Annotated in this window: 12 protein-coding genes; 10 read left to right on the top strand and 2 right to left on the bottom strand. The window is 47.7% G+C overall.

Features of this window, described 5'->3' with window-relative positions:
- Window positions 1-358 precede the first annotated feature (358 nt).
- The 7 genes from WCO51_04820 (at window position 359) to WCO51_04790 (ending at window position 6,236) form a co-directional block, all read left to right on the top strand.
- A complete protein-coding gene (locus WCO51_04820) occupies window positions 359-1,321 on the top strand; it encodes a phosphoglycerate dehydrogenase (GenBank protein ID MEI6512581.1) in 963 nt (320 codons plus the stop codon).
- A 9-nt stretch (window positions 1,322-1,330) separates the two neighbouring features.
- Window positions 1,331-2,122 carry an aldolase/citrate lyase family protein gene (locus WCO51_04815; protein ID MEI6512580.1) on the top strand — a complete coding sequence of 264 codons (792 nt, stop codon included), beginning with the start codon at window positions 1,331-1,333 and terminating at the stop codon, window positions 2,120-2,122.
- A 126-nt stretch (window positions 2,123-2,248) separates the two neighbouring features.
- The gene (locus WCO51_04810; protein ID MEI6512579.1) at window positions 2,249-2,791 is read left to right on the top strand and encodes a hypothetical protein; all 543 of its coding nucleotides are present in this window, start codon (window positions 2,249-2,251) and stop codon (window positions 2,789-2,791) included.
- Window positions 2,792-3,373 carry a hypothetical protein gene (locus tag WCO51_04805; GenBank protein MEI6512578.1) on the top strand — a complete coding sequence of 194 codons (582 nt, stop codon included), beginning with the start codon at window positions 2,792-2,794 and terminating at the stop codon, window positions 3,371-3,373. It begins immediately after the preceding gene.
- Window positions 3,374-3,443: 70 nt separating this feature from the next.
- Window positions 3,444-4,445, top strand: coding sequence for a hypothetical protein (locus WCO51_04800; protein MEI6512577.1), 1,002 nt, complete (start codon window positions 3,444-3,446; stop codon window positions 4,443-4,445).
- Entirely contained in the window at window positions 4,442-5,476 is a 1,035-nt protein-coding gene (locus tag WCO51_04795; protein ID MEI6512576.1) for an alcohol dehydrogenase catalytic domain-containing protein, read from the top strand. The genes WCO51_04800 and WCO51_04795 overlap by 4 nt, the downstream gene beginning before the upstream one ends.
- A gap of 1 nt (window position 5,477) precedes the next feature.
- Window positions 5,478-6,236 (top strand): MBL fold metallo-hydrolase, encoded by a 759-nt coding sequence (locus WCO51_04790; GenBank protein MEI6512575.1) that lies wholly within the window; start codon window positions 5,478-5,480, stop codon window positions 6,234-6,236.
- 158 nt (window positions 6,237-6,394) lie between these two features.
- On the opposite strand, the gene WCO51_04785 is transcribed toward WCO51_04790, so the two are convergent.
- Together WCO51_04785 and WCO51_04780 are read right to left on the bottom strand one after the other, a co-directional pair.
- Entirely contained in the window at window positions 6,395-6,829 is a 435-nt protein-coding gene (locus WCO51_04785; protein ID MEI6512574.1) for a hypothetical protein, read from the bottom strand.
- 126 nt (window positions 6,830-6,955) lie between these two features.
- Window positions 6,956-7,303 carry a hypothetical protein gene (locus WCO51_04780; protein MEI6512573.1) on the bottom strand — a complete coding sequence of 116 codons (348 nt, stop codon included), beginning with the start codon at window positions 7,301-7,303 and terminating at the stop codon, window positions 6,956-6,958.
- A gap of 148 nt (window positions 7,304-7,451) precedes the next feature.
- On the opposite strand from WCO51_04780, the gene WCO51_04775 reads away from it, so the two are divergent.
- Genes WCO51_04775 through WCO51_04765 form a run of 3 tightly spaced genes read left to right on the top strand, consistent with a single transcriptional unit; the run spans window position 7,452 to window position 10,276 of the window.
- Window positions 7,452-8,006 carry a cob(I)yrinic acid a,c-diamide adenosyltransferase gene (locus WCO51_04775; GenBank protein ID MEI6512572.1) on the top strand — a complete coding sequence of 185 codons (555 nt, stop codon included), beginning with the start codon at window positions 7,452-7,454 and terminating at the stop codon, window positions 8,004-8,006.
- 20 nt (window positions 8,007-8,026) lie between these two features.
- Window positions 8,027-8,794 (top strand): hypothetical protein, encoded by a 768-nt coding sequence (locus WCO51_04770; GenBank protein MEI6512571.1) that lies wholly within the window; start codon window positions 8,027-8,029, stop codon window positions 8,792-8,794.
- 21 nt (window positions 8,795-8,815) lie between these two features.
- Window positions 8,816-10,276 carry a hypothetical protein gene (locus WCO51_04765; protein ID MEI6512570.1) on the top strand — a complete coding sequence of 487 codons (1,461 nt, stop codon included), beginning with the start codon at window positions 8,816-8,818 and terminating at the stop codon, window positions 10,274-10,276.
- The last annotated feature ends 511 nt before the right edge of the window (window positions 10,277-10,787 follow it).

The following is a 10,787-nucleotide window of genomic DNA, read 5'->3' as shown; positions in this document are numbered from 1 at the left end:
GCCTCAGGGAGGCCCGCTACCGCCACTCCAAGATCGCCATTCCCCATCAACGGGCAATCAACGGATCGCCGATCAGTTAGCTTAGTCGGCGGCTTGTTAAAGTTGCAAGTATGCTTGGATACAATCGCTTCCGAATTCATGCTTCTATACCCCTTCCCAGTTTTCCAGCGGATTCCACGTTGAAACAAGTGTACCAGAGAGGTGTACTACTTCTCGGAAGGTTGCCACCGAAGTTGATCTTGTATATGAAATCGATCACTTGCCTTATTTATGATTTTCTTATCAATTGCCATGCTACAAGATAACTATCAGCTAAACAAAGCGCCCCTTTTCCAGCCGCACGCGCTATACTTGTTGTATGGCTATTCAAGTGGTTGTGACTAATCTTGACTTTGGGCAGGGGTATACCAAACTCTTCGAGGAGATGAAGCCGAAGGGGTTTGAAATGGTTTGGACGCCGCCTGATGACTATTCGCCGCAGGAGACGGTGAGGCTAGTGAAGGGATTTGATGCGGTGATAGCGGGTGGGGAGAAGTATGACCGCTGGGCACTTGATCAGCTCAAGGATAAACTGAAGCTTATCGTCCGCCATGGGACTGGGGTTGATAATATCGATATTGATGCCGCAACTGATTTAGGAATAGCCGTAACTGCTGCGCCGGGTCGGAATGCGCGCGCGGTGGCCGAATATGCGCTGGGGATGATGCTCTGCTACACTCGCCAGGTATGCCGCTTCGATGACGAAATGCACCAGGGGCAATGGCGTCCCCGAATGACAAAAGAGCTTTACGGAAAGACGGTCGGCATCATCGGTTTTGGGGCTATCGGCAAGTGGCTGGTGACCCTCCTAGCAGGTTTTAACTGCCGGATTTTGGTCTATGACAAGTATCATAAAGTGGACAGGGCAGGGGTTGAGAATATCAGTATGGATGAACTGCTCAAGAACTCGGATTTCGTCAGCCTCCACATACCGCTTAATCCCGAAACGGAGAACAGCATCGGCACAGAACTATTTAATAAAATGAAACGGTCAGCGGTCTTTGTCAACACTTCGCGTGGTAAGGTAGTTCGGGAGAATGAGCTTATCGAGGCGCTTCAAAAGGGCATAATCGCCGGCGCTTGTTTAGATGTGTTCGCGAATGCTCCCATCGACAAGAGCAATCCTTTAACCGGCATGGATAATGTGATATTATCGCCTCATACCTCGGCGGTTACCGAGGAGGCGATGGAAGTGATGATGGACTCCAGCCTGACCGATTTGACGGAGTTCTTTGAGGGCAAAGCCCCTTCTGAATTGCTAAATCCTAACTATCGACACTGAGGAATTAAAATGAATGTATGTGATGGAAAACTAAAAGCCAGAATAAAAGCGGGAGACGTTTTAATAAGCGGGGGGATAATGGACAGCCGATCCCCAGCAGTTGTTGAGGTTTTTGCGGATGCGGGATACGACATGTTGATGATCGACCGCGAGCATACCTCGCTGAACGAAGAGACCATCTCCGACCACATCCGCACCGCCCGCTGTCTTGGCCTGCCGTGCATGGTCAGAGTAGCTGAAGACTGTTATCACGAGCTTAACCGCGCCCTCGATCAAGGCGCTGACGGCATCTTTGTGCCGAGAATTAGAAGCCGCCAACAGGTTGAAAAAATTGTGGATATGGTTCGGTACCGCCCTCTCGGCTCTCGCGGATTGGCCGGGTCGAGTTGCCCCGTTGGCAAGTACAAAGGTTGGAACTCGGTAGTCGAGCAGATTGAAACAGTCAACAAGAACATAGTGATTGGAATCCAAATCGAAACCGTCGAAGCCCTCGTCAATCTGGACGACATTTTATGTGTACAGGGGGTTGATGTGGCCGTTGTTGGGAATGATGACCTATCGATGGGAATGGGCATCCCCGGCCAGTGGGAATCTCCCGAATATATCGCCGCCATCGAGCGAATTATCGAGGCGTGCAACCGGCACAACGTCCTCCCCGGCATCGCCGTAGGAGACGCCCAAAAGGCCCTCTTCTGGCAAGCCAAAGGAATGAAACTCTTCTGGCACGCCTGCGACATCTACCTATTACACAAAATCTGCAGCCAAGAAGTAGCAGCGGTGAGGCAGGGGTTGAAGAAGTAAGTCTAATAATGAATTCAGTTGAGAACATATTTATAGACACTTGTTTGTGAAATAGTTCCAACAGAAGAAATCCATGATAATACCGAGCCTTATACTCAGTCACCATTAGTAAACTATGGAGATAAAATGTATAAAGTAAGAGATTCTTCTGGAGTAGAATACGGCCCTTTAGATTTAGAAACTCTTGAATTGTGGGCTGTACAAAACAGAATAAACGCTAATAGCATAATCATTGATCAAAGTACAGGGGAGACGAAGCTCGCTAAAACAATCCCTGAACTTCAGGCAATATTTCATGTGCCAGCAGCTTTTCCTCAAAGAGCTGTTCAAGTACCTATAGGTGCTCATTCGCCAATCATAGCGGTTGTACTGTCTATATTGCTTAGTGGGTTAGGACAAGTATATAACAGACAAATCCTGAAAGGAGTTGTTTTCTTTCTTGTCAATTTGTGTTTATGTTGCGGAGGATTTATTATATCCATGGGATTGATATTTTCAACCGTGAGCTCTAGTACATCTGGTGGCGCAAATATGGGATTTGGTAGCGCTATTCAGATGTGCACAAATGCAATTTGTTTTGTCATCTATGTGGTAAACGTTATTGACGCAGGCATGATAGCCGCTAGGTTACAAAGAGGAGAAGCCATCACTGACTGGCAAATGTTCTAAATGATAGCTCCACCCATAATCTCTCAAAAAAGAAATAATAAGCTTTTATACGGATGCTTATTATTAGCGCTGGTTCCTCTTTTACTTGTGGCAATAGGCTTTACTACTATTACCATCAAAAATGCAAGACAAGCTAGAATAGAAAAAGACTTAGCAGCTGCTAAAGCAGCTGCTATTGCCCGTATTTTGGACAATCTGAAAAAGCAATATCCTGGTCTAGTCTTTGCGCCCTACTCAGATTTCATAGCTTTTAATGTAAATATTGGAAAGTGTAATGTTAACTCAGTTTCATTCATCCGTAGTATGAATAGTATTAAAGTAGTAACTCGTGTTCAAGGAGTTTACACTGAACCTCAAGCACCGGATATTTATATAACGCTTTATGAAGAAAATGGATATCCCATTTTTCGAGGGCACTGTGTCGATTTTTTCTCAGCCAATCTTGGGATAGGCTGTGTTGAAAATGTGGATGATTTAATGGCTGTAGGAATGCAACAGCCGATCTCTTTTGTGTCTATAGATCCTTTTGAAAGTGTAGTTATAATAAACGGTAAATTAGTACAAATGAGAAATACAAAATGAGCGATAAAGTACAAACCCTTACAGAAGGGAATCTTTCTTTTGTAGCTGTAATCCCTCTGTGCCAACATATATGAAACAGCCATCTCTGTATGATTTTAATGTAGAAGTCATCTCCTTCCCATCAGGGGCTGGTGGTTCGGTGGCTTTATTGCCTTCTTATGGGCGGGTGATTGGGGTTTGGACAGGGGATGAGGCTGATAACGCGTTTTGGACTAATAGTGAGTTCAATCAGGGGGCTTCTCTGTGGGATAATCCGGGGGGTGACCGGTTGTGGCTGGCGCCTGAGTTTGATTTCTTTATTCCTGACCCCAACGACCCTTGGGGAACCTATACCGTTCCTGTGTGCTTCGATCCGGGGAAATACAGCTTTACAGCCGAAACCGACTCAATAACGCTCCAGAACAGCGGGGCGGTTACTGTATTGGCTTCCGGCGTGGCTATTCCCTTCAAGACGAAGAGGGAAATCCGCGCATTCACATCAGAAGGACTAAGACGGTTTACAACGAAGCCGGAGATAGCGACCGCCGGGTATGAGGAGACGACGACGTTAGAGGTTGAGGGGGATTGCCCGATGGAATTGGGGTTTTGGGACCTGATCCAAGTCCCTCAGGGCGGAACGGTGATGGTGGGCAAGAAAAGCGGTTCGGACTATGTTACCTACCCCGGCGACCCGACGGGAGCGATTGGCGAGAATGAACACGGTTACGTGCCGGTGAGTTATGCGATGAAGAACCGGTTCAAAGTCGGATTTCAGGGCAACGACCTGACGGGTGTTATCGGTTATTATCGAGAATTGGGCGTCGATTCTGCCTCGCTAATTATTCGAGGCTTCGAGCTAAAGCCGGACGGCCGGTATATCGATCCTCCTTTCGGCGAATCAGTTGAATTTGCATGTCCCGTCCAGCTATTCTATGGGGCGGATGTTTATCCATTCGGAGAAGTGGAATATCACAGCCCGGCAGTCGGCAAGGGAGTTGAGAAGGTCACATGCAAGAGCTACCTTTGCGCCCTAACCGGCCCTCGGGATACCATTCAAGAAGTTATTTCAGAACATATTGAGGTTAAGAAATGAAAGCAGCCTATATTGAAGCGCCTCTCCAATTAAGAGTGTCTGAGGTTAAAACCCCAGAGCCGAAGCCGGGTGAGGTTCGGTGCAAGGTTATGCGCTCCGGCATCTGCGGAACGGATTATTCTATTTATTCCGGTGAGTTTTCGTTCGTCAAAAATGGCGCGATTAAGTTCCCAATGCTCCCGGGACATGAGTGGTCGGGGGTGGTTGATAAGGTCGGTGAAGGGGTCTCGATTTTCAAACCGGGAGATAGGGTGGTCGGTGATACGGCAGTCTCCTGCGGCGTGTGTTCCAAATGCCTCATGGGCCAATACTTTGCCTGCGCTGGTCTCCGATGTGTCGGTACCATCAATACTTGGGATGGGGCGTATGCCGAATACATGTTCATGCCTGCTAGACACCTCTTCCGACTGCCGGATGAAGTGAGCTTCGATAACGGCGCGATGGTCGAACCTGCCGCCACAGCGATGTATTCGGTGGTATTGGGCAAAGTAAAGCTAGGCGATACGGTATTGGTTATTGGCACCGGCCCAATCGGCATCATGGCCGCCAAAATCGCCAAGCTGTCCGGCGCTGCTAAGGTTATTATTGCAGGCAGGAAAGACTTCAAAATTCAAGCGGCGCTTGACCTTGGCGTGGATGTTGGATTGAACCTTATGAACACTTCTCTAACCGATGGGGTCAAAGGGGAGGGTGTCGATTGCGTGATTGAGGCATCCGGTTCGACTGAACTTCTTAAGGAGAGCCTAACCCTGCTCAATCCCTGCGGAACAATCTCAGCGGTAGCCTTTTATGAGAAGTTAATCGATGGGCTGGATATCGATCGTTTTGTTTTCGGCGGGATCAATTTAATGGGCTCTGCCGGAAGCTTAGGCATGTATAAACCAACGCTCAAGCTAATGTCGGTTGGGATGCTCGACTTTACTTCGCTCATCACCGGCTACTATTCGCTCGATGAGGTTCCCCAAGCGATGCTCGATATGAAGACCAAAAATGACCGCCGCATCAAATTCATGATTAAGATGGGTGACTAGAATGAGCTATAACCTAAAAGATATCCGTAGCGATTTACCTAAAGAGGGCAGCGTTATTGTCTATTGGCTGGGTGGCGCGGGCTTTGTATTCAAGTTCGCCACTGGGGAAGTCATTTGCATCGATCCGTACCTTAGTGATTGTGTGGAAAGAATGTTCGGCTTCCGCCGGCTCAGCCTTGCTCCTATTCTGCCGGAAGAGTTGCGTTTCGATTATTTGCTCCTAACCCATGACCATATGGATCATCTGGATGTGGATAGCTTCGAAACGCTAGTAAAGGCCAATCCCGGCTGCCATGTCATCGCTCCGGAGTGCTGCGAGGATTTTTTGAACAGCAAGGGGATCGCCTACAAACTCACCTACTCCGGAGCAATCCATAAATGCGGGAGCATCCAAGTTGAAGCTACAAAAGCGGATCATGGCGAACTATGCTCCAGTGCAGTAGGTTTTCTGATGACATTCGCCAACCATACCCTCTATTTCACTGGCGACACAGGCTACAACGAAACATTTATGTCTCCCATCATCGCCACTAAGCCCGATATCGTCATCCCCTGCATCAATGGCGCATACGGCAACCTATCCGAAGACGAATCCTCCACCCTCGTCGCAAAATGCCAAGCCAAAAGCACTATCCCCGCCCACTTCTGGCTCTTCGCCGAACACGGCGGCAACCCCGAAACCTTCCGAACCCAAGTAGCCGCCAAATCCCCCCAAACTCAAGTGCTTCTTCTCACGCCAGGTAGGGGGCAGGAGATTTAGGGGTCAAGTTATGGGGGAATGTGCGACTGGAACTTATTGTAACGTGTTAACAGTCGGCCCACAATCATCTAAACCCAAATGATCGAGGTAAATAGCTCCATTTAGAATGACTAACTTTGGGGTGGATGAAATTCAAATTGTGCCTTCATATTCTCTTCCTACAGCACGTATCTCCCCAGATAGAGTGCTTCGCCGGTAAGAAAGGCGACCCACCAGAGGTAAAAGAGGGTACGGGATAGCTTACCGTGGAGGGTGGGACGTTCAATATCGCGCTTTTTGAGGCGATAATTGTTAATACCAGTGATGAGGACAGCCACTTCCAATAAGATCACCAGTCCTGAAATGGGACCATGTATCCAAAAGAGCTTGCGGATATATCCTTCCGCTGCTGGTCCCACCGCAATCGATAAGTGGAGGCTCCTGGCAATCATATAGCCCAACGACATGCCTATATCGCACAAGATTGCCGTCGTTCCCGTCACCGGATGCAGGCTGCCCTTCTTCAAGCCGCTCACAAACGCATGTATAAAAAGAAATGCGACAGGTATTAGACCGATTGCAATTATCGTACTCATAAGTGGTGGGTGTGTCATATTTGCCTTCCTGATTTCAATCCAACGCTAATTCTATTTGTACCACGTAAACACTGGTAAAAACAGTTTGGCAATTCCGCAAGAAACAAAGGAAAGCACGTTGATCGGCTTCAAATAAGCGTTTCTTCAGACTTTAGTCTGAGCAGGAATTGAATACTTGACCATAAGTTTTTGGATGTCTTTGGGGTGGAAGAGGCGGATTTTGATGTCGGGATAGAGTTCTTCTAAACGCTCGATACGGCGGCGTTTTCGGGTTCCTAAGTTCTTTCGGCGTGTGGTGAGTTCGATATAGAGGTCGTAATCGGGAAGATAAAAGTCGGGAGTAAATGATTCTTTGATATTACCATCTTCATCCCTTAAGAGGACAAAAGCGCGCGGTTCGTACTCCCACCGCACCTTATAGAAATCTAGAAGGTTGGCGAAAATTTCTTCACTATGATGAGCAAATACTACATCTAGCCGCGATGTTATCACCGGCTGTTTGGTGACCTCCTGTTTCGGATCAATCAACTCCAGTATACAAGAGCTAATTCCCATTGTCAAGCAACTGAACTAAGGTTAGTTGTGATTGCTTGTAAGCGCTATCACTATTCAGTTCAAAACCTTGAGGTACAATGTTGATATGCGCATCTATACAAAGACGGGTGACCGAGGGGAAACCGACTTAATTGGGGGAAAGCGCGTACGCAAGAACGATCCGCGCGTGGAAGCTTATGGCACAGTGGATGAGCTCAACTCCCACTTAGGTCTATCCAGGGCTTACCTTTCGTATAGAGATTTGGCCGCTTTGATTGAGCAAATTCAGAACCACCTTTTTGAATTGGGCGCGGAACTGGCAGGATCGACCGAAAAGTCCGATCCGCATCTTTGTGTAACTACAAGCCATGTCGAGTTTCTTGAACACGCAATCGACAAGCTCGAAAATGACATTGAACCGTTGAATGCTTTCATCTTGCCAGGCGGGACACCAGTCGCGGCACAGCTTCATATCGCTCGATCAGTCTGCCGCAACGCTGAACGAAAAGTAATCGCTCTTAGCGAAATCGAAGAGATAAATCCGGAGATAATCCGCTATCTGAACCGATTATCGGATTTCCTATTCACATCGGCTCGAACAGTTAATCAACGCGCAGGATACTCGGATTTAAAATGGCGAGGAAGCTCCCGTAAAACTTGAAAACGTCAAGGAGTTAAACAATGATGACCTCTACATTGCTTTCTTTTCTCATACTGGTCAACGCTCAGACCCCGGTCAATACACCTACCGACCCCAAAATGCTGTTAGATCAGATGACAAAAGCCTACAGCACCTACCAAACACTCACAATGGTGTGTATAAACTCTGCCCATGATGCAAATCAAACGCAGTCCAGTAGCGATGCAAGCATAAAAACTAATCTACTAATTCAGCGTCCCAACCTGTTTCGTCTTGAGCAAACCGATCGGACAGGCGCTCAAGTTCGTTCCACGCTTGTGGTCTCGACCGGCAAAAAGCTTTATCTGCCGTATGGTGGACAAAATATTGGGAGGGAAGCGCCTGCGGAGATGACGGATATGCTTCGTAACTTCGAAAAGATGCTTTCCGACTCCGGCTTGCCTTTGATGTTAATTCTCAGCCCACCCTCAGATATAGATCGGTTTTATAAGTATCTTAGCAACTTGAAGACCGGCCCGCGCCAAAAGATCGATACTCAAGACGTCGATGTCATCTCTGCCGATTACAAGAACTCCAAGGGCGTCGAAGGATCGATGGAATTCTATATCGGCGTCAAAGATCATCTGCTTCGCCGACTTGTAGTAAAAGTTAAAGCAGCATTAATCGATACTGAACCAAAAGTAGGCGCTGACCCAATTCAGACTTTAAATAACGAAGCCTTAATCTACGAATGGAACATGAGATACACGCTAAATCCAAAGTTTGAGGCGGGAACCTTCAAAGCTCCGCCGGGGGCATTGAACCTTTAAATTGAGTAACTTGGGGTGATTATGATGAAAAATACACTGCTTTTCGCAGCAATAATGTTACTGACCGTTCCTATTTTGGCGCAAAGGGCCGTATCCAATCAGGATGTCTACCAGCAACTTGCTCGCGGCACTGTTTATGTTGCTCCCAGCATGCAAGACGTCGTTAATTTGGGAGATGTTGAAAAAGTAGCCGAACGCATCAAGCCGATGACACTCAAAGTAGTTGTAGTACCGTCTCTTGGTAAAAACTATATTAAGAATGGAAGAGAGCTACGTGTCCAACTGGCAAAAGACATCTTTAAAAAGCGCCTAACGCTCAATAATGCGATTATAATTCTAGCCACTCGACGGGGGATAACGGTCTACTCAGACAAGATCAGCGAAAAGAAGATGACTGAGCTTGAAAATGGAGCGGTGAAGTACGTTTCCAAATCAGATTACACTCCGGCAATCACCTGGCTTGCCACGGCATCAAGTGAAGCGGCACAAGGTCAAGCCCAAACAAAAACCACACTTTGGGGGCTATTTATATTCATTCCACTTGGTGTAGTTGTAATTATCTGGGCAGTCGTTACGAATAACCGCAAACAAGTATTGGCGCGAGCGCTGGCAAGCGCGAAAAGCTTGCGGGGACAAGTCATCGACGGTATTAGCTATCTGGATAACTATGCTGATCTGCTTCCCAAGGGCGAAAATGCTGATGCGGTGCGTCAATATCGCCAGCAAGCCGATGCTAAATTTGAAGAAGCCACACGCATCCTCGATAGCGCCACCAAGCCTAATGTGGTTGACCGCGCAAAGCTGTATCTTGCTCAGGCAATAGAAGACATCGAGAATGGCAAGAAGCATATCGAAGCTGCTACCGAAGGCACGAAAGTTGCCTTTGCTGTCCCTGATTTAACGAATATCGATGGCAAATCGAGCGCAACTGCTAACGCTACAACCATTCAAGACTATTCGAATAACTCAGAAATCTTCCAACCGGTTAAAAACTGCTGCTTCTTCTGCTCTCGCCCTGGAAATGGCGATTTAACCCCGGTTACGATGACGCTAGACGGGCAGAAGCGTACTGTTTTAGCTTGCCCTGAAGACTTAGACGAACTCCGGTCGGGCCGCTCGCCGCAGCTTCGAACCCAAACAATAGACGGCAAAACAACCCCTTGGTACTCAGTCCCGAACTATGATCCTTATCAGAACTATAACGACAATTCATTCTCCTGGAACATGATTAGCATGTTTGCAATGATGAGTGTCTTCAACCCCTTCGCCTGGGGTCATAGCAATTACGGCGGATACGGTAATTATGGTGGACAGGAGGTTTCAAGCGCCGACACAAGCGGCCTCTCAGACTACGAAACAGGTGGCGATTTCGGCACAGGTGATTTCGGAACCGATACCGGCGGTGTGGATGTCGGCGGCGGTGACTTCGGTGGTGGCGATTTCGGTGGAGGAGATATAGGAGGAGGCGATTTTGGAAGTTAGTAGCATGTATTTCCAAAACCCGTCCCGCCCTCCCATTGAACTGCGGAAAGCGGACGATATTTCTATAGATACTAATGATTATAGGACATCCCGCCGCAATTTGGAAGCCCTCCGCTGCTCTTTTGTCCGCCTCAGAATACTTTTGTCTACCTCAGAATACTTTGGCCGCCCTCAGAATACTTTGGCGCGGCTCAGAATTCTTTTATGCATTAATGGAGACCAGATGTCCGCCTCAGCTCTCATTAGCCAAACTCAGAGAAAAACTAAGCTCCAATTTTAGCTGAGCCTCTTACTTATTATCTGAGTTGAACTAACTTTGCCTGAGGCCGACATATTTTGTCTGAGGCCGACATTATTTGTCCTGAGAAGGTCATATTTTGCCTGAGCCCGACCAACTCCCACCAAAACCCTCCCATTTCCAACCAAAAGACGATGAATCTGTCCAATAACCCTCCAATACGCGCCCCCCGCCCCCGATCCACAGGAAAGCTGACCCTTTCCACCCTATCCC

This window comes from bacterium, assembly GCA_037131655.1.
GTDB lineage: Bacteria > Armatimonadota > Fimbriimonadia > Fimbriimonadales > JBAXQP01 > JBAXQP01.
The sequence above is the reverse complement of the archived record's forward strand: the minus strand, read 5'-3'. Positions and strand labels throughout refer to the sequence as shown.

Excerpts from the sequence above, each read along its gene's own strand:
- WCO51_04820 (MEI6512581.1), top strand. The coding sequence starts at position 359 with ATGGCTATTCAAGTGGTTGTGACTAATCTTGACTTTGGGCAGGGGTAT.
- WCO51_04815 (MEI6512580.1), top strand. The coding sequence starts at position 1,331 with ATGAATGTATGTGATGGAAAACTAAAAGCCAGAATAAAAGCGGGAGAC.
- WCO51_04810 (MEI6512579.1), top strand. The coding sequence starts at position 2,249 with ATGTATAAAGTAAGAGATTCTTCTGGAGTAGAATACGGCCCTTTAGAT.
- WCO51_04805 (MEI6512578.1), top strand. The coding sequence starts at position 2,792 with ATGATAGCTCCACCCATAATCTCTCAAAAAAGAAATAATAAGCTTTTA.
- WCO51_04800 (MEI6512577.1), top strand. The coding sequence starts at position 3,444 with ATGAAACAGCCATCTCTGTATGATTTTAATGTAGAAGTCATCTCCTTC.
- WCO51_04795 (MEI6512576.1), top strand. The coding sequence starts at position 4,442 with ATGAAAGCAGCCTATATTGAAGCGCCTCTCCAATTAAGAGTGTCTGAG.
- WCO51_04790 (MEI6512575.1), top strand. The coding sequence starts at position 5,478 with ATGAGCTATAACCTAAAAGATATCCGTAGCGATTTACCTAAAGAGGGC.
- WCO51_04785 (MEI6512574.1), bottom strand. The coding sequence starts at position 6,829 with ATGACACACCCACCACTTATGAGTACGATAATTGCAATCGGTCTAATA.
- WCO51_04775 (MEI6512572.1), top strand. The coding sequence starts at position 7,452 with ATGCGCATCTATACAAAGACGGGTGACCGAGGGGAAACCGACTTAATT.
- WCO51_04770 (MEI6512571.1), top strand. The coding sequence starts at position 8,027 with ATGATGACCTCTACATTGCTTTCTTTTCTCATACTGGTCAACGCTCAG.
- WCO51_04765 (MEI6512570.1), top strand. The coding sequence starts at position 8,816 with ATGATGAAAAATACACTGCTTTTCGCAGCAATAATGTTACTGACCGTT.